The 23,286-nt window shown below is 49.7% G+C and carries 23 protein-coding genes and 4 tRNA genes; 23 read left to right on the top strand and 4 right to left on the bottom strand.

The genetic code is table 11. The features are described 5' to 3' along the window. Nucleotides 1-7 precede the first annotated feature (7 nt). The 18 genes from J1778_RS02060 to luxS all read left to right on the top strand — a co-directional run bounded on the left by J1778_RS02060 (nucleotide 8) and on the right by luxS (nucleotide 15,944). Nucleotides 8-1,288, top strand: a complete 1,281-nt coding sequence (locus J1778_RS02060) for an ATP-grasp domain-containing protein (RefSeq protein ID WP_217171766.1) — start codon at nucleotides 8-10, stop codon at nucleotides 1,286-1,288. Between the two features lie 18 nt (nucleotides 1,289-1,306). Then, on the top strand, nucleotides 1,307-2,374 hold the full coding sequence (locus J1778_RS02055) for an FkbM family methyltransferase (RefSeq protein WP_217171765.1): 1,068 nt from the start codon (nucleotides 1,307-1,309) through the stop codon (nucleotides 2,372-2,374). Next, complete coding sequence (locus J1778_RS02050; RefSeq protein WP_217171764.1) at nucleotides 2,367-3,068, top strand: WbqC family protein; 702 nt, start codon at nucleotides 2,367-2,369, stop codon at nucleotides 3,066-3,068. Before J1778_RS02055 ends, J1778_RS02050 begins: the two co-directional genes overlap by 8 nt. A gap of 22 nt (nucleotides 3,069-3,090) precedes the next feature. Further along, nucleotides 3,091-4,239 carry a DegT/DnrJ/EryC1/StrS family aminotransferase gene (locus J1778_RS02045; protein WP_217171763.1) on the top strand — a complete coding sequence of 383 codons (1,149 nt, stop codon included), beginning with the start codon at nucleotides 3,091-3,093 and terminating at the stop codon, nucleotides 4,237-4,239. 102 nt (nucleotides 4,240-4,341) lie between these two features. After that, nucleotides 4,342-5,445: a lytic murein transglycosylase B gene (mltB, locus tag J1778_RS02040; RefSeq protein ID WP_217171762.1), complete on the top strand. Its 1,104-nt coding sequence runs from the start codon at nucleotides 4,342-4,344 to the stop codon at nucleotides 5,443-5,445. A gap of 161 nt (nucleotides 5,446-5,606) precedes the next feature. Beyond that, nucleotides 5,607-6,101: a nicotinamide-nucleotide amidase gene (pncC, locus tag J1778_RS02035; protein WP_217171761.1), complete on the top strand. Its 495-nt coding sequence runs from the start codon at nucleotides 5,607-5,609 to the stop codon at nucleotides 6,099-6,101. Between the two features lie 107 nt (nucleotides 6,102-6,208). Then, nucleotides 6,209-7,273 (top strand): recombinase RecA, encoded by a 1,065-nt coding sequence (gene recA / locus J1778_RS02030; RefSeq protein WP_217171760.1) that lies wholly within the window; start codon nucleotides 6,209-6,211, stop codon nucleotides 7,271-7,273. A gap of 242 nt (nucleotides 7,274-7,515) precedes the next feature. Then, nucleotides 7,516-8,082 carry a recombination regulator RecX gene (gene recX / locus J1778_RS02025; protein ID WP_217171787.1) on the top strand — a complete coding sequence of 189 codons (567 nt, stop codon included), beginning with the start codon at nucleotides 7,516-7,518 and terminating at the stop codon, nucleotides 8,080-8,082. A 138-nt stretch (nucleotides 8,083-8,220) separates the two neighbouring features. After that, nucleotides 8,221-10,848 (top strand): alanine--tRNA ligase, encoded by a 2,628-nt coding sequence (alaS, locus tag J1778_RS02020; RefSeq protein ID WP_217171759.1) that lies wholly within the window; start codon nucleotides 8,221-8,223, stop codon nucleotides 10,846-10,848. Nucleotides 10,849-11,104: 256 nt separating this feature from the next. Further along, the gene (gene csrA, locus J1778_RS02015; protein WP_013574027.1) at nucleotides 11,105-11,290 is read left to right on the top strand and encodes a carbon storage regulator CsrA; all 186 of its coding nucleotides are present in this window, start codon (nucleotides 11,105-11,107) and stop codon (nucleotides 11,288-11,290) included. A gap of 324 nt (nucleotides 11,291-11,614) precedes the next feature. Next, nucleotides 11,615-11,707 (top strand) — tRNA-Ser (locus tag J1778_RS02010). 8 nt (nucleotides 11,708-11,715) lie between these two features. Further along, nucleotides 11,716-11,792: transfer RNA gene (locus J1778_RS02005), tRNA-Arg, on the top strand. A 110-nt stretch (nucleotides 11,793-11,902) separates the two neighbouring features. Continuing rightward, nucleotides 11,903-11,979, top strand: a tRNA-Arg gene (locus tag J1778_RS02000). Nucleotides 11,980-12,159: 180 nt separating this feature from the next. Further along, nucleotides 12,160-12,236, top strand: a tRNA-Arg gene (locus J1778_RS01995). 370 nt (nucleotides 12,237-12,606) lie between these two features. After that, complete coding sequence (gene yqaB, locus J1778_RS01990; protein ID WP_120163542.1) at nucleotides 12,607-13,173, top strand: fructose-1-phosphate/6-phosphogluconate phosphatase; 567 nt, start codon at nucleotides 12,607-12,609, stop codon at nucleotides 13,171-13,173. Beyond that, nucleotides 13,170-13,598, top strand: a complete 429-nt coding sequence (locus J1778_RS01985; RefSeq protein WP_217171758.1) for a YqaA family protein — start codon at nucleotides 13,170-13,172, stop codon at nucleotides 13,596-13,598. Before yqaB ends, J1778_RS01985 begins: the two co-directional genes overlap by 4 nt. A gap of 85 nt (nucleotides 13,599-13,683) precedes the next feature. After that, the gene (gene gshA / locus J1778_RS01980; RefSeq protein ID WP_217171757.1) at nucleotides 13,684-15,255 is read left to right on the top strand and encodes a glutamate--cysteine ligase; all 1,572 of its coding nucleotides are present in this window, start codon (nucleotides 13,684-13,686) and stop codon (nucleotides 15,253-15,255) included. Between the two features lie 173 nt (nucleotides 15,256-15,428). Next, nucleotides 15,429-15,944, top strand: coding sequence for an S-ribosylhomocysteine lyase (luxS, locus tag J1778_RS01975; RefSeq protein WP_120134262.1), 516 nt, complete (start codon nucleotides 15,429-15,431; stop codon nucleotides 15,942-15,944). Nucleotides 15,945-16,013: 69 nt separating this feature from the next. Here the strand turns inward: luxS and J1778_RS01970 are convergent, their stop codons facing one another. Both J1778_RS01970 and J1778_RS01965 read right to left on the bottom strand, forming a co-directional pair. Further along, the gene (locus J1778_RS01970; protein WP_217171756.1) at nucleotides 16,014-17,303 is read right to left on the bottom strand and encodes an HlyC/CorC family transporter; all 1,290 of its coding nucleotides are present in this window, start codon (nucleotides 17,301-17,303) and stop codon (nucleotides 16,014-16,016) included. 16 nt (nucleotides 17,304-17,319) lie between these two features. Beyond that, nucleotides 17,320-18,111: a cytochrome C assembly family protein gene (locus J1778_RS01965; RefSeq protein WP_013574033.1), complete on the bottom strand. Its 792-nt coding sequence runs from the start codon at nucleotides 18,109-18,111 to the stop codon at nucleotides 17,320-17,322. A gap of 164 nt (nucleotides 18,112-18,275) precedes the next feature. Here J1778_RS01965 and ffh point away from each other — a divergent pair, with 164 nt between their 5' ends. The 5 genes from ffh to rplS all read left to right on the top strand — a co-directional run bounded on the left by ffh (nucleotide 18,276) and on the right by rplS (nucleotide 21,868). Beyond that, a complete protein-coding gene (ffh, locus tag J1778_RS01960) occupies nucleotides 18,276-19,637 on the top strand; it encodes a signal recognition particle protein (protein ID WP_112286849.1) in 1,362 nt (453 codons plus the stop codon). Nucleotides 19,638-19,815: 178 nt separating this feature from the next. Further along, nucleotides 19,816-20,064, top strand: coding sequence for a 30S ribosomal protein S16 (gene rpsP, locus J1778_RS01955; RefSeq protein WP_056772785.1), 249 nt, complete (start codon nucleotides 19,816-19,818; stop codon nucleotides 20,062-20,064). Between the two features lie 18 nt (nucleotides 20,065-20,082). Further along, nucleotides 20,083-20,631 carry a ribosome maturation factor RimM gene (gene rimM, locus J1778_RS01950; RefSeq protein ID WP_013574036.1) on the top strand — a complete coding sequence of 183 codons (549 nt, stop codon included), beginning with the start codon at nucleotides 20,083-20,085 and terminating at the stop codon, nucleotides 20,629-20,631. A 67-nt stretch (nucleotides 20,632-20,698) separates the two neighbouring features. Beyond that, nucleotides 20,699-21,472 carry a tRNA (guanosine(37)-N1)-methyltransferase TrmD gene (gene trmD, locus J1778_RS01945; protein ID WP_217171755.1) on the top strand — a complete coding sequence of 258 codons (774 nt, stop codon included), beginning with the start codon at nucleotides 20,699-20,701 and terminating at the stop codon, nucleotides 21,470-21,472. Nucleotides 21,473-21,520: 48 nt separating this feature from the next. Next, nucleotides 21,521-21,868: a 50S ribosomal protein L19 gene (gene rplS, locus J1778_RS01940; RefSeq protein WP_095923499.1), complete on the top strand. Its 348-nt coding sequence runs from the start codon at nucleotides 21,521-21,523 to the stop codon at nucleotides 21,866-21,868. 91 nt (nucleotides 21,869-21,959) lie between these two features. On the opposite strand, the gene J1778_RS01935 is transcribed toward rplS, so the two are convergent. After that, nucleotides 21,960-22,139, bottom strand: a complete 180-nt coding sequence (locus J1778_RS01935; RefSeq protein ID WP_129954609.1) for an ogr/Delta-like zinc finger family protein — start codon at nucleotides 22,137-22,139, stop codon at nucleotides 21,960-21,962. Nucleotides 22,140-22,210: 71 nt separating this feature from the next. Then, on the bottom strand, nucleotides 22,211-23,284 hold the full coding sequence (locus J1778_RS01930) for a contractile injection system protein, VgrG/Pvc8 family (protein ID WP_217171754.1): 1,074 nt from the start codon (nucleotides 23,282-23,284) through the stop codon (nucleotides 22,211-22,213). Between the last annotated feature and the right edge of the window lie 2 nt (nucleotides 23,285-23,286).

The raw sequence follows: 23,286 nt of genomic DNA, 5'->3' as shown, positions 1-23,286 counted from the left end.
AACTTAAATGAAAAAATTAAACGTTTTAGTCTTCCCCTGCGGCTCGGAAAATGCGGGTGAAATATATCAGGCACTCCGGTATTCCGTGCATGTTAATCAGCTGGTGGGGGCATCAGGTGTCAGCGATCATGGTGAGTTCAGGTTCGAAAATTACCGCGGCGGTTTGCCGCTGATTGATGACGAAAGTTTTGACGAGGCTTTTCTGGCCCTGTTAGAAGAGAGCCGGACAGATATTGTTTTTGCTACCCATGACAGTGTAGCCGTAAAACTCGCGCTACTGGCGCAGCGGCAGGGGTTTTATCTGGTAAATGGCAATCCAGCAACTGCACAAATTACCCGTTATAAAAGCGAAACTTATGCGCTTTTTCATGATTGTCGCTGGGTGCCCGTCTGTTATCACCCGGAATATCCCGTGGCTGAATGGCCGGTGCTGATTAAACCGGATTGCGGGCAGGGGGGAAGGGATGTTCAGAGGATCGATGATGAAGCTCAGTTACTTCAGGTCATTAAGAACGTTCCTCAGCCACTGGTGGTGGAGTATCTGCCCGGTGAAGAAATCACAGTTGATTGCTTCACTGACCGAAACAGGCAGCTCATCTGGGCAGGGCCACGCAGCCGGGAACGAGTACGTGCCGGTATCAGTATGCGTTCGCAAAAACAGAACCCGGATGATGAAATCATGGACATCATCACCACGATAAACTCCCGGCTGGTATTTCGTGGTCCGTGGTTTGTTCAGTTAAAAAAAGATAAATATGGCAAATGGAAATTGCTGGAAATATCTTGCCGTATCGCAGGCACAATGGTTTTCCAGCGCGCGCGCGGCATTAATTTACCTCTGATGACGCTGCATGATTTTCTGGAGCGCAGTATAACGCCGCTCGCCAGTGAACATATTACTCTGGTAGACAGATCGGTTAAAACCGTCAGCCGTATCAATTTCCCTGTTGAACATGTTTTTATTGATCTCGACGATACGCTCATCATTAACGGTCATGCCGTTCCGGCTGTGATGGCATTACTTTATCAGTGCAAAGCACAGGGTAAAAAACTTCACCTGATTACCCGGCATATCAGCGATCCTGTGGATACCCTGCGTCAGTCTGCCATTGCTGAGTCTTTATTTGATCAGGTTATTCATTTAACAGAAAGTACAGATAAGAAGTCATTTTATATTCCTGAGAAGAGTCTTTTTATCGATAACTATTTTATTGAGCGTCAGGATGTCGCCAGGCTGAAAAATGTCGCAGTGATGGATGTGGATGCTGTTGAGTTTTTGCTACGTTAACCGGATACGGAAATTAATATGATAATTAAAGATACTGTTGTTTTTTGCGAGGAGTTTGCGAAAACCACCCGTCCACGGTTTGTTTTTGGGGTGACGCCTTATTCAAAAGATATCGCCAGAAAATTTGCGGTAACCGGATTTATCGATGAGTTTACTGATGCCACGTCGGTTGACGGTCTGCCTGTCGTTTTATGGTCAGAGGTGCCGGCAGATGCCATGGTGGTGTCAGGGATTGCCGATTGCCACCCGCTTGCCGCGCAGCGGGTGATGAAAGATAAACAGTGTGACTGCCTGGATTTCTTTTCCTTCTATCGGTATTTCACGACTTTTTTAAACCCTGTCGCTTTTTACCATGGTCAGGCTTTTGTCGATGATTACTACCTGAATAAAAGCCGCTATGACAATGTGCGTCTTCAGCTGGCAGATGTTCTCTCAGCTGAAACGTTCGACAAAATTATTAATTTCAGGCTGACAAACCGCTTAGCGGCACTTGAAGGGTTTACCTGCCGGACGAATGAGCAGTATTTTGATCTGCCGTTTGTCAAAGATCATGCCCGTCACTTTGTAGATTGCGGTGGTTTTGATGGCGCAACCAGCCTGGAATTTTCGAGACTGTTTCCGGATTATAAAAGTATTCAGGTTTTTGAACCTGACATCAGTCAGTGCCGGCTGGTCGCGCAAACGCTGAGTGCTCTTCCCGGTGTCAGGGTCTATCCTTTTGGTGTTTCAGACCAGTCAGAAACACTGCGGTTTTCACGGTCCGGCAGTGCATCGAAGATTTGTGATTCGGGCGACGTCACCGTTGAAGTTGTGACGCTGGATGGATTGCTTAAAGGAGATGTCAGCTACTTAAAAATGGACATTGAGGGCTATGAATTGCCTGCATTAGCCGGTGCGCAGAATATGATTAAAACTCAAAAGCCCCTGCTGGCGATTTGTTGTTACCACAAACCTGATGATCTGTGGACAATTCCGCAGCGGGTTCTGAGCTACAACCCTGACTATAAAATGTATTTACGCCATTATTCCGAGGGCCTTTTAGAGACCGTATTTTATTTTGTTCCTGAAAGTCTTTCTGATGAGTAAATTAAAACGCGTTGCTATTATGCAGCCTTACCTCTTTCCTTATTTAGGGTATTTTCAGCTGGCTGCTTCAGGTGATATTTTTGTGTTATATGATAATGCGAACTATATCAAACAGGGGTTTATAAACAGGAATTATATTCTCAGTGCCGGTCAGATCCAGCGCTTTGTTATTCCTGTGCCCGGAGCATCCTCCTTCAAACCTATTAAGGAACTGGAGTTCAGTCCGGATATGGGGAAATTGAACAAACAAATACGGCAGGCCTATCAGAACAGGCCTTTCTTTGGCTCCGTTTTTCCCATTATTGAAGAGGTGTTGCAGTCGGAGCAGCGAAGTATTGCCTTAATGTGCCAGAAGATGATGCGCTGTGTTTTTGATTATCTGGGTATCGAAAAGGTTGTCATGCTTTCCAGCCAGATTAATTACGATCAGACGGGCAGTGCCAGTGAGAAAGTGATCGCCATATGCCATGAGCTTGGCGCAGATATTTATATTAACAGCGCAGGTGGTATTGATTTATATGACCGCGGACAGTTTTTAAAATCAAAGCTGGATTTGAAGTTTATAAAAATGAATAACATCCGCTATCCGCAGGGGGGTGATGAGTTTCATTCTAATCTTTCTATTATTGATGTGCTGATGAACTGCTCTGTAGAAACCGTTCGGGACTTATTATCAGAATATCGCTTGTTCTAACTTTTTCAGGATCACAGCCGTCATGGAAAAAAACATATTTGTTACTCGTCCTTTATTACCTCCGCTTGAGGAGTTTATTCCTTATCTGGAAAATATCTGGGAAAGTCAGCACCTGACTAACGCTGGCCCGTATCATCAACAGCTGGAAAAAGAACTGGCAGAGTATCTGGGTGTGGAGCATTTGTGTTTGTTTTCAAATGGTACGCTGGCCTTACTGACTGCTTTTCAGGTGCTTGGGATTACCGGTGAGGTGATCACAACGCCTTATTCTTTTGTCGCTACGGCACATTCACTGCTCTGGAATGGCCTTACGCCGGTCTTTGTCGATACCGATCCTGATACGTTCAATCTTGATGCGGACAAGCTTGAGCAGGCGATTACTCCGGCCACAACGGCCATTTTGCCCGTCCATTGTTACGGCATCCCCTGTAATACCCGCAAAATCGAAGAACTGGCGGATGCGTACGGGCTGAAGGTCATCTACGATGCTGCCCACGCTTTTGGTGTTAAACAAAATGGCGTCAGCGTTCTGCGTCAGGGCGACCTGTCTATTCTGAGTTTTCATGCCACCAAAGTGTTCAATACGATTGAGGGCGGTGCCATCATCTGTCACGACGCCAAAATGAAGCAGCGCATCGATTATCTGAAAAATTTTGGTTTCGTTAATGAAACCACCGTTGTCGCGGCGGGTATCAATGGCAAGATGAATGAATTACAGGCCGCGTACGGGCTCCTTCAGTTGCAACACATTGATAAGGCGCTGGACGAGCGCGGCAGATTATATCGCCATTACAATATGCTGCTGGCGGATATTCCAGGTGTTTCACTGATAGCAGTTCCTGAGGATGTGACCTGGAATTACGCGTATTACCCGATCATGATCGATGAAGATTTTACTCTGACGCGTGACGAACTGTACGAATTGCTGAAAGACAATCACATCATGGCGCGACGCTATTTTTATCCCTTAATCAGCAGTTTCTTTATGTATAAGTTTGCTGAAAGTGCCAGCAAGGAAAATCTGCCTGTTGCGCACCGGCTCGCGGAAAAAGTCATCTGTTTGCCGCTCTATCCTGGTCTGGAAGAAAGCATACAGAATAAAATTGCCGGACTGATTAAAAATGCCGCCGCCACATCACCTCACTCCTCTCCATTAATTATGGCGCAGTAATCTGGTTAACAAGCTTGTAAAGACGGTGATTTTCAGTTTTTTCGGCTCTGATAATGCTCTACCATATCTGTACCTCTTTTATTGCATGGTTACGGATATCCGATGCGCCACCTGGCAATCATTCTTCCCCTGGTTCTTACACTTTCTGCCTGTAGCAGTAATAAGCCCGCGCCTCAGCCTGAAGGGCCGCGTAATCCTTTCTCCGATGGAAGAAATGCCAGCGCGGATACGGTTCCTGACGGCGGTTTTCTGCTCCTGCCTGAGCATACCGGCGCGGTTCAGACCGGCGATTTCGCCTATGATCCGGCCATGAATCAGTTTGTTGACAAAATGGTGCGTGAGCATGGTTTTGACCGTCAGCAACTGCATGATGTGTTGTCGCAAACCAAACGTCTGGGATTCGTATTACGTCTGATGGATCAGCAGGCGCCTTCCGGCCCGCCATCCACCGTGCCGAATGGCGCATGGAACCGTTATCGCAGCAAATTCATCACGCCGGATAACGTGCAGAATGGCGTGGTGTTCTGGAATCAATATCAGGATGCGTTGCAGCGTGCGGAACAGGTCTATGGCGTGCCGCCGGAAATCATTGTCGGCATTATCGGCGTGGAAACCCGCTGGGGACGCGTAATGGGTAAAACCCGCATTATCGATGCGCTGGCGACCTTATCCTTTGCCTATCCGCGCCGTGCAGCGTATTTCTCCGGTGAGCTGGAAACGTTCCTGCTGATGTCACGCCGGGAAGGTGATGATCCGCTGAGTCTGCGCGGTTCCTTCGCAGGCGCAATGGGTTATGGCCAGTTTATGCCGTCATCTTATAAAGACTACGCCGTGGACTTTAACGGCGACGGTCATGCCAATCTGTGGGATCCGATTGATGCCATCGGCAGTGTCGCCAACTATTTCAAAGCCCATGGCTGGACCAAAGGCGCGCCGATTGCGGTGCCAGCTGCCGGTCAGGCGCCTCTGCTTGAGAATGGCTTCAAAACCAAATATCCGCTGTATACCTTGAAAGCCGCCGGACTGAGCCCGTTAGGATCACTTGGCAACTATCAGGAAGCGAGTCTGCTGCGCCTTGATATGGGCACCAATTACCAGTACTGGTACGGGTTGCCGAACTTCTACACCATCACCCGTTACAACCACAGCGTGCATTATGCGATGGCGGTATGGCAACTGGGTGAAGCGGTGAAAGCCGCGCGCTAACGCCGGGTCGTTCAACGTTGATGAGGGCCACAGAGTGTGGCCCTTTTTTTTCTTTTCACTTAAGTTCTGAATACATCGCGCAAATTGCTTCGACGGGACTCGCAGAGCGGAAGAGAAATGCTAACATCGGGTCAGTTTCAGATGTCCCGCCGGGAGGGGATATGGACGAAAAGCGTTTACATGAATTGAGTGTGGAAATCGGAGCGGCGCTGAAAGTGAAGGGATGGTGGATCACTTGTGCGGAATCCTGCACCGGCGGCCTGATTGCTAAAGCGATTACTGACATTGCCGGCAGTTCCGCCTGGTTTGATCGTGGATTTGTGACTTACAGTAATGCGGCCAAGCATGAATTGCTGGGCGTGTCTGAAAGTACGCTTGAGCAACATGGCGCGGTGAGTGAGCAGGTAGTGCATGAAATGGCGCAGGGGGTATTGCACGCTGCGGGCGCGGATGTGGCCGTTTCGGTCAGCGGCATTGCCGGACCTGATGGCGGTTCTGCAGAAAAACCTGTCGGCACGGTCTGGTTTGGATTTGCCGGAAAAGACGGGCGCGTTCTGACGGCTAAACAGCAGTTTTCCGGCGATCGCGAAGCGGTGCGTTTGCAAGCTGCTGTTTTTTCGCTACAAACTGCATTGCGTGAGTTTATTAAAAATTAGGCTTGATACTGTATGAGCATACAGTATAATTACTGCCAATTACCTGTACACAAATTATATTCAGTGATGCAGGCGGGATGTTCCCCTGTATCAGACGAGGAGTAAAAATGGCTATTGATGAGAACAAGCAAAAAGCGTTAGCTGCAGCACTGGGCCAGATTGAAAAGCAATTCGGTAAAGGCTCCATCATGCGTCTGGGTGAAGATCGCTCCATGGACGTAGAAACGATCTCTACCGGCTCTTTGTCTCTGGATATCGCGTTAGGTGCCGGTGGTTTGCCAATGGGCCGTATCGTTGAAATCTACGGACCAGAATCTTCCGGTAAAACCACGCTGACTTTGCAAGTTATCGCAGCTGCACAGCGCGAAGGCAAAACCTGTGCGTTCATCGATGCAGAACACGCCCTTGACCCGATCTACGCTAAAAAACTGGGCGTAGATATCGATAACCTGCTGTGTTCTCAGCCAGATACGGGTGAACAGGCTCTGGAAATCTGTGACGCGCTGACCCGTTCAGGCGCTGTTGACGTGATCATCGTTGACTCCGTGGCAGCACTGACGCCGAAAGCAGAAATCGAAGGCGAAATTGGTGACTCTCATATGGGCCTCGCGGCACGTATGATGAGCCAGGCGATGCGTAAGCTGGCCGGTAACCTGAAAAACGCCAACACCTTGCTTATCTTCATCAACCAGATCCGTATGAAAATTGGTGTGATGTTTGGTAACCCGGAAACCACTACCGGTGGTAACGCGCTGAAATTCTACGCCTCTGTTCGTCTGGATATCCGTCGTATCGGCGCTATCAAAGAAGGCGATGTGGTTGTTGGTAGCGAAACGCGTGTGAAAGTGGTGAAGAACAAAATCGCTGCGCCATTTAAACAAGCTGAATTCCAGATCATGTACGGCGAAGGTATCAACATCAACGGCGAGCTGATCGACCTGGGCGTTAAGCACAAGCTGATCGAGAAAGCCGGTGCATGGTATAGCTACAACGGTGAGAAGATTGGTCAGGGTAAAGCTAACTCCTGCAACTATCTGAAAGAAAACCCGAAAGTGGCTGCTGAGCTGGACAAAAAACTGCGTGACATGCTGCTGAGCGGCACCGGTGAACTGAGCGCAGCAACGACGGCTGAAGCCGCTGACGACAACATGGAAACCAGCGAAGAGTTTTAATTTCGCGGTTGTCTGACAAAGACATTTGAAGGGCAGGGGACTTTGTCCGTTACTTTCAAACGTCGTTAAAATGCCAGTCTGGTTTCCAGACTGGCATTTTGCATATAAGGGGAAACCTTATGTCCGATGAAAACATACCTGATAAAAAAGTCATCGATCTGAAAAAACTGCTGGAAGAGGTCGCACAAAACAGCGAGTCCACGATGTTTGAGCCGCCCAAAAAAGACGGCGATGCAGCGAAGATCAATACGCTGATTAACCGGGCAATGCGCCTTCTTGCTCAGCGCGATCATGGCGAAACAGAATTGCGCCGCAAGTTACTCATTCCTCCGATGCCTTTTGTTAAGCCTCAGAATAAGAAAAGCAGCTGGTCTTCGCGAAAAAAACCGGTGCAGAATGAGTTCGCCGAAGAAGAAGTCGTGAGAGCCAAACAAGAGCCGCGACCAGTGCCGGAAGAGATTCCTGAAGAGCATGTGCAGGCGGTGATCGACTACTGTTATCAACATCAGTGGCTCGATGATGCCAAATTTGCCAGCCGCTATATTTCGGGTCGCAGTAATAAAGGTTACGGCGCGCAGCGTATCCGTTCGGAATTACTGCAAAAAGGTGTCGATAAAGAAATCATCACAGTCGCACTGGAAAACACAGACGTGGACTGGTGCGCTCTGGCACGCGATTTGGCGGTCAGAAAATTTGGTGAAAATTTACCGACTGACTGGAAAGAAAAATCAAAAGTTCTGCGTTATTTGCTCTATCGGGGCTTCTTTCAGGAAGAAATACAGTCTATTTATCGCGATTTTGACGATTGACCGCATACGGTATTTTACTTCCCCGCGCAGAAATTTTATCTTATCCGCACTTTTTCGTTCGTGAGCTGTACAGATTGCTGCCATATGCAGCGTTATCCGGCTCAAGAGCCGTTCTTCCAGCATGATTCCGGGATATTTATGAGCAAGAGCACCGCTGAGATCCGTCAAGCGTTTCTCGATTTCTTCCATAGTAAGGGACACAACATTGTTTCAAGCAGTTCGCTTGTCCCGACAAACGATCCGACACTGTTGTTTACCAATGCCGGGATGAACCAATTTAAAGATGTTTTCCTCGGTCTGGACAAGCGCGATTACAACCGCGCTACCACGTCCCAGCGTTGTGTCCGCGCAGGCGGTAAACACAATGACCTCGAAAACGTCGGTTATACCGCACGTCACCACACTTTCTTCGAAATGCTGGGCAACTTCAGCTTCGGCGATTACTTCAAGCATGAAGCCATCAGCTACGCCTGGGAATTACTGACCAGCGAACACTGGTTCAATCTGCCGAAAGAAAAGCTGTGGGTCACCGTCTATGAGACGGATGACGAAGCGTTTGAAATCTGGGAAAAAGAAGTCGGCGTTCCGAAAGAACGTATTATCCGCATTGGCGATAATAAAGGCGGTGCATTCGCTTCTGACAACTTCTGGCAGATGGGCGATACCGGTCCTTGCGGCCCATGTACTGAGATTTTCTACGATCATGGCGATCACATCTGGGGCGGCCCTCCGGGTTCTGCTGAAGAAGATGGCGACCGTTACATCGAAATCTGGAACCTGGTGTTCATGCAGTTCAATCGTCAGGCTGATGGTACGATGCTGCCATTGCCGAAACCGTCCGTAGATACCGGAATGGGGCTGGAGCGTATCACTGCGGTTATGCAGCATGTGAACTCCAACTACGATATCGACCTGTTCCAGAAACTGATCGCTGCGGTGGCTGAAGTCACAGGCGCGACCGATCTGACCAACAAATCCCTGCGTGTTATCGCCGACCATATTCGTTCCTGCGCATTCCTGATTGCAGACGGCGTGATCCCATCGAATGAAAACCGTGGCTACGTGCTACGCCGCATCATTCGTCGCGCGATCCGCCACGGAAACATGCTGGGTGCAAAAGATACGTTCTTCTACAAACTGGTTGCTCCGCTGATTGAAGTGATGGGCCCGGCTGCGACAGAACTGAAAGAACAGCAGGCGATGGTTGAGCAACTGCTGAAAACCGAAGAAGAGCAGTTTGCCCGTACTCTGGAGCGCGGTCTGGCGTTGCTGGACGAAGAGTTGTCCGCACTGAAAGGCGACACTCTGGACGGCGAAATTGCTTTCCGTCTGTATGACACCTTTGGTTTCCCGCTGGATCTGACCGCTGACGTTTGCCGTGAACGCAATCTGAAAGTGGACGAAGCTGGTTTTGAGAAAGCGATGGAAGTTCAGCGTCGTCGTGCGCGTGAGTCCAGCGGTTTCAGCGCCGACTATAACAGCATGGTTCGTGTTGATGGCGTGACTCAGTTCTCCGGCTACGAACATCTGCAACGCCATTCTAAAGTGGTGGCGCTGTTTGTTGATGGTCAGCCAGTCAATGATATCCAGGCGGGCGTTAACGCGATCGTAGTGCTGGATGACACGCCGTTTTATGGCGAATCCGGTGGTCAGGTTGGCGATAAAGGCATCCTGAAAACGGCATCAGGCGTATTCTCTGTGTCTGATACCCAGAAATACGGCAAAGCAATTGGTCATCAGGGTTCCCTGAATGCCGGTAAGCTGAGCGTTGGCGACAGCGTTGAAGCTGAAGTGGATATTGCACGTCGTGACCGTATCCGTCTGAACCACTCTGCAACGCACTTGCTGCATGCAGCGCTGCGTCAGGTGCTGGGTAAGCACGTGGCTCAGAAAGGTTCTCTGGTTAACGATAACTATCTGCGTTTCGACTTCTCTCATTTTGAAGCGATGAAACCTGAAGAGATCCGTCAGGTGGAAGATCTGGTGAATGCTCAGATTCGTCGCAACCTGCCAATCCAGACCACGATCATGGATCTGGAAGAAGCGAAAGAAAAAGGCGCAATGGCGCTGTTTGGTGAGAAATACGAAGACAGCGTTCGTGTTTTGACCATGGGCGATTTCTCCACTGAACTGTGTGGTGGTACTCACGCCAGCCGTACCGGCGATATCGGTCTGTTCCGTATTCAGAGTGAATCAGGTACAGCGGCGGGTATCCGTCGTATCGAAGGGATCACCGGCGAAAACGCGATTAATGCCCTGCATCAGCAAAGCGATTTGCTGCAGGATGTCGCGCATCTGGTTAAAGGTGATGTGAACAGCATTACCGATAAAATCCGTACTCTGATTGAGCGTTCACGTTTGCTGGAAAAAGAGCTTCAGCAGGTGAAAGGTCAGCAAGCTGCGCAGGAAAGTGCATCGCTTTCCAGCCAGACTAAAGAAGTGAAAGGCGTTAAGTTGCTGGTTCGTCAGCTGGATAACGTAGAGCCTAAAATTCTGCGTACGATGGTTGATGACCTGAAAAATCAGCTGGGTTCTGTGATTATTGTTCTGGCAACCATTGCTGACGATAAAGTCAGTCTGATTGCGGGCGTCACGAAAGATCTGACTGATCGCGTTAAAGCCGGTGAGCTGATTGCTTCTGTAGCACAGCAGGTCGGTGGTAAGGGTGGTGGTCGTCCTGATATGGCGCAGGCAGGTGGCAGCGATGTGCAGGCACTGCCTGCTGCTCTGGCGACTGTTGAAGCCTGGGTTGAAGCTAAGCTGTAAGAAGAAATAAATAGCTAACCCTGAAAACGCCATAATCTATTGTGCTGTATGGCGTTTTCAGTCTTAATGGCGGTGTGAGCTTCGCGATTAAAGTCGCGACAATGACGATATCGGCTAAACTTAAAGTACTCATGGCTGAAGTTGCAGGCTGCTTACATTTAATGTGGGGGTCATGGCTTACGTTTTACCCGCTTATGATCGATAATGGCCGGGAAACTGAGAGACCCGACTCTTTTAATTATTCAAGGAGCAAAGAATGCTTATTCTAACTCGCCGAGTTGGTGAAACCCTCATGATTGGCGATGAGGTTACTGTTACCGTTTTAGGTGTTAAAGGTAATCAGGTGCGCATTGGTGTGAATGCGCCAAAAGAGGTCTCTGTTCACCGTGAAGAGATTTATCAGCGTATTCAGGCTGAGAAGTCTCAACAGACGAGTTACTGATTTACGAGGCGTCTCGCTAATGGCGAGGCGCTGATCCTCTTTTGTGCGCGTTATCGATTTTCCCTCCCTTATTTTCCTGCGTTTTTCGTTTTTCATTTCTGTCAGTGTCATATCCCTTCGACTGCCTTTGCCTAAAAGAAGCCGTTTTTTCACCCTCGATAGCCTGTTTTTGTGTTCAAACTGCTCAGGTTGCGCGTGAAATGTCCAAACGGGTGATTGTTAGGAAAAAAGGGTTTGACTTATAAGGGCCAGAAAGTAATATGTGCGCCACGCAGTGCCGATGAGCTTAAACAAAGTTAGTCAGCACACTCGCAAGAGGCGTATGGTGAGGTGGCCGAGAGGCTGAAGGCGCTCCCCTGCTAAGGGAGTATGCGGTCAAAAGCTGCATCCGGGGTTCGAATCCCCGCCTCACCGCCATTTAAAATGCACCCATAGCTCAGCTGGATAGAGTACTCGGCTACGAACCGAGCGGTCGGAAGTTCGAATCTTCCTGGGTGCACCATACTTTCCTGAACGTATATTGATTTGCAATCAAATGAGCGTGATGGGCAAAGGCGAAAGCCGATGTAGTACGGAAAAATGGTCAGGTAAATCTGCAGTAAGAATCAAAATGCACCCATAGCTCAGCTGGATAGAGTACTCGGCTACGAACCGAGCGGTCGGAAGTTCGAATCTTCCTGGGTGCACCATATTTTGTGTGTGTTGACGCGATGATAGAATTCTAGATAGCACTCAGCATGCAGATAGCACGAAGGAAGATAACGTTGCTTTAGCAACGGCCCACAGGGTGAGGCGTTAGCCGAGTAATCTTCCTGGGTGCACCATTCTTTCTCTTAGTATTTTCCGAAAAAACTCAGCACCACCCCAATGCACCCATAGCTCAGCTGGATAGAGTACTCGGCTACGAACCGAGCGGTCGGAAGTTCGAATCTTCCTGGGTGCACCATATTTTGTGTATGTTGACGCGATGATAGAATTCTATATAGCACTCAGCATGCAGATAGCGCGAAGGAAGATAACGTTGCTTTAGCAACGGCCCGCGGGCGAGGCGTTAGCCGAGTAATCTTCCTGGGTGCACCCTATTCCAAACATGTTTGAGCGACGACTTTCATATAGAGTCCTCCGGCATGTTAGAGAAACCCGCTTCGGCGGGTTTTTTGCTTTCTGCATTTTATCTCCTGATTTTATCCCTTCCTTTTCATTTCCATGAGGTTTCCTGCGTGTTCGGATGTGCTGTAGGTGTGGACAAAATGCGACTTTCGAAAGACTTTGCGATAAAGTAGTTTTCCTGTTTTTTCGTGATCATGGAGCTTTCGATGTACGATCGATACGAAGGGCTAATATTTGATATGGATGGCACCATATTGGATACCGAACCGACGCACCGTAAGGCATGGCATCAGGTATTGACCAAATACAGCATGCAGTATGATGTTGAATCCATGGTTGCTCTGAATGGTTCTCCGACCTGGCGCATCGCGAAGTTTGTGATCGACAGTAATCACGTTGAGATGGATCCCCATCTTCTGGCGGCTGAGAAGACAGCAGCGGTTCAGGAAATGTTGCTTGATACCGTGCGTCCTTTGCCACTGATAGATGTCGTGAAGGCCTATCATGGTCGCCGGCCAATGGCGGTGGGTACGGGCAGTGAGCACTGGATGGCGGATGCACTGTTGCGGCATTTAGGCCTGCGTGATTGCTTCGATGCCATTGTGGGCGCTAATGACGTGCAGAACCACAAACCTGCGCCGGACACTTTTTTGCGTTGCGCTGAGTTAATCGGCGTGCCTCCCGAAAAATGCGTTGTGTTTGAAGATGCAGATTTCGGTATCGAGGCGGCGAAACGCGCCAATATGGCTTTTGTGGACGTGCGTACGCTGTGAGCAGCGCTGTGGCGCTGGCTTCCTTATTCGGCAGCAGCTTTTTAAGTGCCACACTTTTGCCTGGAAATTCAGAAGTTTTATTAGTGGCTTTATTGTCAGCTGGCAGCGCAATGCCAGCGGCATTGGTTTTGTCTGCAACTGTTGGCAATACCTTAGGTGGCATAACCAACGTCATCATCGGACGCTTTCTGCCACAGCTTAAACCTCAGCGTGGGCTCCACGTTGCACAGGGTTGGTTGAAGCGCTTTGGACCGGCAGCTTTATTGCTGAGCTGGTTACCGGTGATAGGTGATGTGTTATGCGTGTTAGCAGGTTGGCTGCGAATGCCGTGGGGGCCTGTGGTCTTTTTCATGCTTATTGGAAAAGCGCTGCGTTACATCCTTTTGACGGTGGTGACGCTGGAGGGGCTCTCATGGTTCGGTTAGATTGGCATCAGCTATCAATTATGGTCACATCTATGCAGACTCAGTATGCTTGCAAATTAATGGTTTCACCGAGCGGGAGGTCAATTTGATCCCGGATGTATCTCAGGCGCTTTCCTGGCTGGAAGCCCACCCTCAGGCATTAAAAGGTATTCGTCGCGGTATTGAGCGTGAAACGCTGCGGGTCAATCCCGATGGTTCATTAGCGACAACCGGCCACCCGGAATCTTTAGGTGCCGCACTGACGCATCGCTGGATAACCACCGACTTTGCTGAAGCCTTATTGGAATTCATTACGCCCGTCGATGACAACATCGAACATCTGATGGCGTTCCTGCGTGACATTCATCGTCATGTAGCCCGTGAGCTCGGTGACGAGCGCATGTGGCCGTTCAGTATGCCGTGCTTTATCGAATCCGGACAGGATATCGAGCTGGCGCAGTACGGTTCGTCTAACGTCGGGCGCTTTAAAACGCTTTATCGTGAAGGTTTGAAAAACCGTTACGGCGCGCTTATGCAGGTGATTTCAGGCATCCATTACAACTTCTCACTGCCACTGAATTTCTGGCAGGAAAGATTAGGTGTGAAAGATGCTGAAAGCGGTAAAGAGGCGATTTCTGCGGGTTATTTCAAACTCATCCGCAACTATTATCGTTTTGGCTGGGTGATCCCTTATCTGTTCGGGGCCTCGCCTGCGATCTGTTCTTCGTTCCTGAAAGGGCGTGAAACAGATTTGCCGTTTGAATATACCGAAGCGGGAGTGTGCTATCTGCCGTATGCGACATCGCTGCGTCTGAGTGATTTGGGTTACACCAATAAATCACAAAGCAATCTGGGCATTACCTTTAACGACCTGACCACCTACGTTCAGGGCGTGAAGAAAGCGATTCGTACCCCGTCTGCTGAATATGCAGAAATGGGGGTGCAGAAGGACGGAAAATATCTGCAACTGAACACCAATGTGTTACAGATTGAGAACGAACTTTATGCGCCAATTCGTCCTAAGCGCGTCACCAAATCGGGCGAAACACCTTCCGATGCCCTGATGCGTAGCGGGATCGAATACATTGAGGTCCGTTCACTGGATGTCAATCCGTTCTCTCCGGTAGGCATTGATGCCACTCAGGCGCGTTTCCTGGATCTGTTTTTGGTATGGTGTGCTTTGGCGGATGCCCCGGAAATGAACAGCGATGAGCTGCTCTGTACGCGTAAGAACTGGAACCGGGTGATCCTTGAAGGGCGTAAACCGGGTCAGACGATCGGTATCGGGTGTCATGATGAGCGCCAACCGTTAGCCAAAGTGGGTAATGCGCTGTTTGCTGATTTGAATCGTGTGGCTCAGGTCATGGATAACCAGAACGGTGATACTCTTTATCAGGACGTCTGCAAAGAGCTGGTCGCTGCGTTTGATAATCCTGAGCTAACGTATTCGGCACGTATCCTGAAGGATCTGAAACAGCAGGGTGTGGGTAATCTTGGACTGGAACTGGCGGAGAAGTATCGTCAGATGCTGGTCAGTGAGCCGCTGGAAGTATTAGATGCCAGCGCATTAATGGCTGAGCAGGACGGCTCATGGCAGCGTCAGCGCGCACTGGAAGCGGCGGATAAGCTAAGCTTTGAAGAATACCTGGCTGCGAATGCAGGCAGTAGCGTTGAATAAAAGTAGCGTTGAGTAGAAAAGAAAAAGGCCACAATCAATGTGGCCAAATAAACATCTCTGTTTACAGGGATGATGATAACAAATGCGCGTCTTTCACTAAGTAAGACCCGCATGCTGGGAAAAGGTTTCCTGAGTTCGTAAAAAAAATTAATTTATTTAGGAGAGGTGACGATATGCCACTGTTGGATAGCTTTACCGTAGACCATACCCGTATGGCAGCACCTGCTGTTCGCGTCGCAAAAACCATGCATACCCCGCACGGCGATACCATTACTGTGTTCGATCTGCGCTTCTGCCGCCCGAACATTGAAGTGATGCCTGAACGTGGTATTCATACTCTTGAGCACCTGTTTGCAGGGTTCATGCGTAATCACCTGAACGGTAGCGGTGTTGAGATCATCGATATTTCTCCGATGGGTTGCCGCACAGGTTTCTATATGAGCCTGATCGGTGTGCCTGAAGAGCAACGCGTGGCGGATGCCTGGAAAGCGGCGATGGCGGATGTTCTGAAGGTAAAAGAACAGCGTCAAATCCCTGAGCTGAATGAATACCAGTGCGGTACTTTCGAGATGCATTCCCTGAAAGAAGCGCAGGAAATCGCGCAGCACATTATCGACCATGACGTTGTGGTGAACCATAACGACGAACTGGCTCTCCCAAAAGAAAAACTGTCTGAGCTGCACATCTAGTTTTGATGTATACCGAAGACAAAAAAGACGCGATGTTCGCGTCTTTTTTTATGCCTCAGATTCAGCGGATTAGTGCTGATTTACGGTGTTTTTCAGCGGCTGTAACGGACGAACCTGCACCTGCTTGATCATATTGTCCTGCACATCCAGAACCTCGACTTCGTAATCTTCAATACGCAAACTCGTACCGATATTGGGAATTTCTTCCAGCACTTCCAGCAGCATGCCGTTAATGGTGCGCGCCCCGTCTTCCGGCAGATGCCAGTTAAAGGCTTTATTCAGCTCACGGACGTTAGCGCTGCCTTCGATCAGGACAGAGCCGTCGCTTTGCGGCGTGACTTCTTCGGCAAGCGTGGGTGACATAGACGTGGTGAAATCACCGACGATCTCTTCGAGGATATCTTCAACGGTGACCAGTCCCTGAATATCACCGTATTCATCCACCACGATGCCCACTTTCTTTTTATTCCGCTGGAATTTTACCAGCTGAATGTTCAGCGGCGTGCCTTCCGGAATGTAGTAAATCTCATCGGCGGCGCGCAGCAGGTTTTCTTTGGTGAACTCTTTTTTCTCCGTCATCAGACGATAGGCTTCACGCAGGCGCAGCATACCAATCGCATCATCGAGCGAATCACGATAAAGCACGATGCGGCCATGAGGCGAGTGCGTCAGCTGGCGGATGATGGATTTCCAGTCGTCATTGATATCAATACCCACGATTTCATTGCGTGGCACCATGATGTCGTCCACCGTCACTTTTTCCAGATCCAGCACGGAAAGCAGCATGTCCTGATTACGGCGGGAGATGTTCGAGCGTGATTCGTTAACGATGGTTCGCAGTTCTTCTTTACTGACCGCGTCGCTCAGGCCGGTGGTGGTTTTGATGCCGAACATTCTCATCAGCAGGCGTGAGAGGCTGTTCAGGATCCACACCAGTGGCATCATGATGGTCTGCAGCGGTCGCAGCAAAATGCTGCTCGGGAAAGCGATGCGTTCAGGGTTCAGCGCGGCAAATGTTTTTGGCAACACTTCGGCAAACAGCAGGACGACAAACGTCAGTACACCGGTGGCAATCGCCACACCTGCATCACCGTACAGACGGATGCCCACAATTGTTGCCAGAGCGGAAGCAAGGATGTTGACCAGGTTGTTGCCGATGAGCACGAGGCTTATCAGCTGGTCCGGGCGTTTTAACAGCTTTTCGACGCGGCGTGCCGCGCGGTTACCCTGTTTGGCCAGGTGACGTAACCGGTAACGGTTGAGTGTCATCATACCGGTTTCGGAGGCTGAAAAATAAGCCGAAACCACCACCATGATGATCAATGTGATGATCAGGGTTGTTGTCGAGACGTGCTCCAACGGGTATTCCTTTTAATTAATGAACCATGATTTGCTGGATCAGGCGGCTGCCAAAATAGGCAAGAGTAAGCAGGATGGCGCCCGCCATGCTGAACCATACCACGCGGCGGCCACGCCAGCCTTCGTGATAATGGCCCCATAACAGGACGATATAAACGAACCATGCCAGTATCGATAAGACAGCCTTGTCGATATTTTCCGGGCTGAACAGGTTGTTCAGGTACAGTAATCCGGTGCACAGCGTCAGCGTCAGTAAGATTACGCCAATCTGTGTGATGTGAAACAGCTTACGTTCGATGCTCATCAGCGGCGGCATGTCGGCTGTGAACGTCAGGCGTTTGTTCTTGAGCTGATAATCCAGCCACGCCAGCTGCAACGCGTAAAGGGCCGCGATCATCAACGTTGCATAGGAGAATAATGCCAGTCCGATGTGCACCAGCAAGCCTTTGCTTTCTTCCAGATGCGTGATGAACTCGCCCGGCAGGAAGGTGACAAATGCCAGATTGATCAGCGAGAAGCTGTAAACTATCGGTAACACAAACCAGCCGCGATTACGGGATGCAACGATGGTCATCACCGTTCCGATGATTAAGCTGACCACAGAGCCGATGTTCACCAGGCTGAGATTCTGGCCGGTGCTGACATCAAAAATACGCTGCTGCAATGCCACGGCATGGCAGACAAGCGCCACCACAACAGAAATCAATGCTAAACGCCGGTATGCGCTGTTCTTCCGGATAATGCTCGGAATGATCAGTGCAAGGCTGAGCAGATAGGCCAACATGGCGACGAGAGCAAAAACTGACATAGCGTTTCAGTAGCATCGAAAAGTGAATGAGAACCGCAGTATAACGTTACCGGCGTCACGCTCCAACCTATCTGAGATGCCAAAGCAGAGATCGTCCGCGCTTCGTGTTATAATCCCGCAATTACGTCGCAAAAGCGGCCTGTCATAACGTTGAGCAAGAGACGATGTTTGAGAATTTAAGCGATCGATTGTCGCGCACACTGCGCAATATCAGCGGCCGCGGGCGGCTGACCGAAGAAAACATTAAAGAAACATTACGTGAAGTGCGTATGGCATTACTGGAAGCGGACGTTGCGCTGCCGGTAGTTCGCGACTTCATCAACCGGGTGAAAGAGAGCGCCGTTGGCGTTGAGGTCAATAAGAGCCTCACTCCGGGTCAGGAATTTGTCAAAATTGTCCAGAAAGAGCTGGAAACCGCGATGGGCGAGGCTAACACCGAGCTTAACTTAGCGGCGCAGCCTCCGGCTGTAGTTCTGATGGCGGGTTTACAAGGTGCAGGTAAAACTACCAGCGTCGGTAAACTGGCGAAATTTCTGAAAGAGAAGAAAAAGAAAAAAGTGCTGGTGGTGTCTGCCGACGTTTATCGCCCTGCGGCGATTAAACAGCTGGAAACCCTGGCGCAACAAGTTGAAGTGGATTTCTTTGCGTCTGATGCGCAGGAGAAGCCGGTTGATATCGTCACCCGCGCCCTGCAGCAGGCCAAACTGAAATTCTACGACGTTCTGATCGTCGATACCGCCGGCCGTTTACACGTCGACGAAGCGATGATGGACGAAATCAAACAGGTTCACGCCGCGATTAATCCGGTTGAAACGCTGTTTGTTGTCGATGCCATGACCGGTCAGGATGCCGCGAATACTGCGAAAGCCTTTAACGAAGCGCTGCCGCTCACCGGTGTTATCCTGACCAAAGTCGACGGTGATGCGCGTGGCGGTGCTGCACTGTCCATTCGTCACATCACCGGCAAACCGATTAAATTCCTGGGTATGGGTGAAAAAACCGATGCTCTGGAGCCGTTCCATCCGGATCGTATCGCGTCGCGTATTCTGGGCATGGGCGACGTTCTCTCTCTTATCGAAGACATTGAGAGCAAAGTTGACCGCGCGCAGGCTGAAAAACTGGCCAGCAAACTCAAGAAAGGCGACGGCTTTGACCTGACTGATTTCCTCGAGCAGCTCAAGCAAATGCGTAATATGGGCGGCATGGCGAGTATGATGAGCAAACTGCCGGGTGTCGGCCAGTTGCCGGATAACGTCAAATCCCAGATGGATGACAAAGTGCTGGTGCGGATGGAAGCGATCATCAACTCGATGACGCACAAAGAACGCGCCAAGCCAGAAATTATTAAAGGTTCCCGTAAACGCCGCATCGCGGTGGGTTCCGGCATGCAGGTGCAGGACGTCAACCGCTTACTGAAGCAGTTCGACGACATGCAGCGCATGATGAAGAAAATGAAGAATGGCGGCATGGCGAAAATGATGCGTGGCATGAAGGGTATGATGCCACCAGGTTTCCCGGGCCGTTAATCGACATCACTGTCTATATATCAGCCACATAGGCGGCTCATGCAAATTGCGGGCTAGGCTATCTACGCTTTAGATTGCTTTTTGCGCCAAAATGAGTAAAATTTTCGGGCTTTTTATATTGCAACCAGACCCCGTTCCCCGATGGGGTCTGGTTGTTTTATTAACTAAAGAGGATGTTATGGTAACAATTCGTTTAGCACGTGGCGGCGCAAAAAAGCGTCCGTTTTATCAAGTAGTAGTGACCGACAGCCGCAACGCTCGTGACGGTCGTTTCATCGAACGCGTAGGTTTCTTCAACCCATTGGCTTCTGGCCAGGCTGAAGCTCTGCGTCTGGACCTGGATCGTGTTGCCCATTGGGTAGATCTGGGTGCAACCGTTTCTGATCGCGTTTCTGCGCTGATCAAAGACGCTAAGAAAGCAGCTTAATCTGTCGCGGTGGTGGCAATGAGCAAGCAATCCAATCCAGTGGTACCCGCTGAGCCGTTAGTACTCGGCAAAATGGGTTCAACATACGGCATTCGTGGTTGGCTCAGAGTGTTTTCATCCACCGAAGACGCTGAAAGCATCTTCGATTACCAGCCGTGGTTTATCCAGCGTGCCGGTAAGTGGCAAGTTGTCGAGCTGGAAGGCTGGAAACGCCACACTCAGGACCTGATTATCAAAGTCAAAGGCGTTGATGACCGGGATGCAGCGAATCTTCTGACCAATTGCGAAATTGTCGTCGATTCAAAGCAACTGCCTCCACTGGAAGACGGTGACTACTACTGGAAAGACCTTTTTGGTTGCCAGGTAGTGACAACTTCCGGTTACGAACTGGGCAAAATCATCGATATGATGGAAACCGGTTCTAACGATGTGATGGTAGTTAAAGCCAACCTGAAAGATGCCTTCGGACTCAAGGAGCGGTTGATTCCGTTCCTCGATGGGCAGGTTATCAAGAAAGTCGATCTCGCTACTCGCACTGTTGAAGTAGATTGGGATCCTGGTTTTTGACCTCCGTAGTGTTTATTCACGTAAACAAGGTCTGGTTGAGCGGTCAAACATTTGGAAGGGGTAGGCTATGTGGATCGGTATAATTAGCCTGTTTCCTGAAATGTTCCGCGCGATTACGGATTACGGGGTAACTGGCCGGGCAGTTAAGAATGGCCTGTTGAGCGTAAATTGCTGGAGTCCTCGTGACTTCGCATACGATCGACATCGTACCGTGGATGAGCGCCCTTACGGCGGTGGTCCCGGAATGCTGATGATGGTGCAACCCTTGCGGGAAGCGATTCATGCAGCAAAAGCAGCGGCAGGCGAAGGTGTGAAAGTGATTTATCTTTCACCTCAGGGTCGCAAACTGGATCAAACCGGTGTTTGCGAACTGGCGGCTCATCAGAAAATTATTCTGGTTTGTGGTCGTTATGAAGGGATTGATGAGCGCGTAATCAAAACCGAAATTGATGAAGAATGGTCAATTGGCGATTATGTTCTCAGCGGTGGAGAGTTACCGGCAATGACTCTGATTGATTCAGTATCCCGCTTTATACCGGGTGTTCTGGGTCGTCAGGCGTCAGCAGAAGAAGATTCTTTCGCTGATGGATTGTTGGATTGCCCCCACTATACCCGCCCTGAAGTGTTGGAAGGCATGGAGGTACCGCCGGTTTTACTGTCGGGAAACCACGCTGATATACGTCGCTGGCGCCTGAAACAGTCGCTGGGTCGAACCTGGCTTAGAAGACCTGAACTTCTGGAAAACCTAGCTCTGACTGACGAGCAAGAGGTGTTGCTGAGAGAGTTCCAAAAGGAACATCGGCTCAGTCAACAAAACTATGAAGGGAACGCCAAAGCGTAACGCGAGGCCGTCCCGATATATCAGTTTACCTAGGGTAAGAGACATATTATGAGCAATATCATTAAACAAATCGAACAAGAGCAGATGAAGCAAGACGTACCTGCTTTCCGTCCAGGTGATTCCCTGGAAATTAAGGTATGGGTCGTTGAAGGTTCTAAAAAGCGTCTGCAGGCATTCGAGGGCGTGGTTATCGCTATTCGTAACCGCGGTCTGCACTCTGCATTCACTGTTCGCAAAATTTCTAACGGCGAAGGTGTTGAGCGTGTATTCCAGACTCACTCCCCAGTAATCGACAGCATTACTGTTAAACGTCGTGGTGCCGTTCGTAAAGCTAAACTGTACTACCTGCGTGAGCGTACTGGTAAGTCTGCACGTATCAAAGAACGTCTGGGCTAAGGTATCGCTAACGCGACATCTACTAGTTAATATAGAACAAGGGGTTAGCCATCGGCTAACCCCTTTTTTTGTATTATGGCCTGTAAAATAATTACGCAGCGGATGGCTGGCTACCGGGTTTTGAGATAACCCGGGCGACCGATTCGTGCGTGGCAAACGTACAGCTGCATTCGATATTCTGACACTGATGATAGCGTTCCTTCGTTGATTCACTCAGATAACGGCTTGAACGTGTATGGGCTACTTTTCCACAAAGCGGGCAATGCATCATAAAAACCTCCGGCATGACAGGTAAGCGATAAGGTGATTATGAAACGCATAACTCGCAAAAGCAAGTTGTAATTATGAAATTGATGACTCATAAGTGATATCTGCAACATACGGCTTTAGATTCAATGTGGTGGTATACCCTTTCTCATTTATCTCATGCACAGCGGAATCAATCACCCAGTCCTGACTGTCGATCACATCTTTAAACCCCTGCACATTCACCGGTGTTTGCGCACTGAGGTCGGCACGTCCTAATGCCAGCCGGATACTGAAAGACGCAGAATCATTCTGAATCTGGTTAAACACGGAATCTGCTGCGCGTTTGGCGGTCTCTTCATCAGGAAAGATTTTAGCCAGCTGTAAAATATTATTGCCTGAGCCCGCGGTATAACTCTTTTCTCCTGAGTTTTTCAACGCCACATTGCTGGTGGTCGCTTTTTTGAGGTCATGCCACTGTGCCTTTACGCCGTCGTAAGCCTTCTTGTCGATCGTCTTATAGTTGTGATTATCGCCATCACTGCGGACAATTGTTTTCCAGGGAATAGCCTGTCCGGAAGCAGTCCGGCCGGTGCCAGCTTTAAAAAACAAGATTGTGCCGTTTTTAACAGTCACCTGCGCACCATAGCTTTGTGCGAGACGGGTGATGAAGTAGCTGTCAGTTTCAGCGGTCTGGTCGATATGCGGGATCTTAATGCTATCGAGTTCCTGGGGGATAACCGGCAGATCCAGTTTATTCCGGCTCGAGATGATGCGCACAATGGCGCCCAGCGTGTAATCGTCATAAGACTGGCTGAGTTTGGTGGTAAACGAACCGCGGAAATCTGCGCTGCGGGCAGTGACCGCAATTCTGTCTGGTGAGCCTGAATAAACCACGGTATCTACCGTGAAATAGCCGCAGTCATAGAGCGCCTGTTTTGACCATCCCAGATGCAGATGTAAAACGGCGCCGCGAACGGGCATCTGTAATTGTCTGTCGCTGTCATCGAAGGTTAAATTCAAGGTATCTGCGGTAAAACCGCTGTTATCCGTGACGGATAAACTGATGATCCGATCCGAGATGTTTTCTTCCAGTACCTTATTTTTTATCGCCAGGGTGAACACCGGCGCGATGCGCGCACCCACGGGTAACTGAAAATCAGTCAGCATGA

The sequence above is a fragment of the Rahnella bonaserana genome, from assembly GCF_019049675.1.
Classification (GTDB): domain Bacteria; phylum Pseudomonadota; class Gammaproteobacteria; order Enterobacterales; family Enterobacteriaceae; genus Rahnella; species Rahnella bonaserana.
The sequence above is the reverse complement of the archived record's forward strand: the minus strand, read 5'-3'. Positions and strand labels throughout refer to the sequence as shown.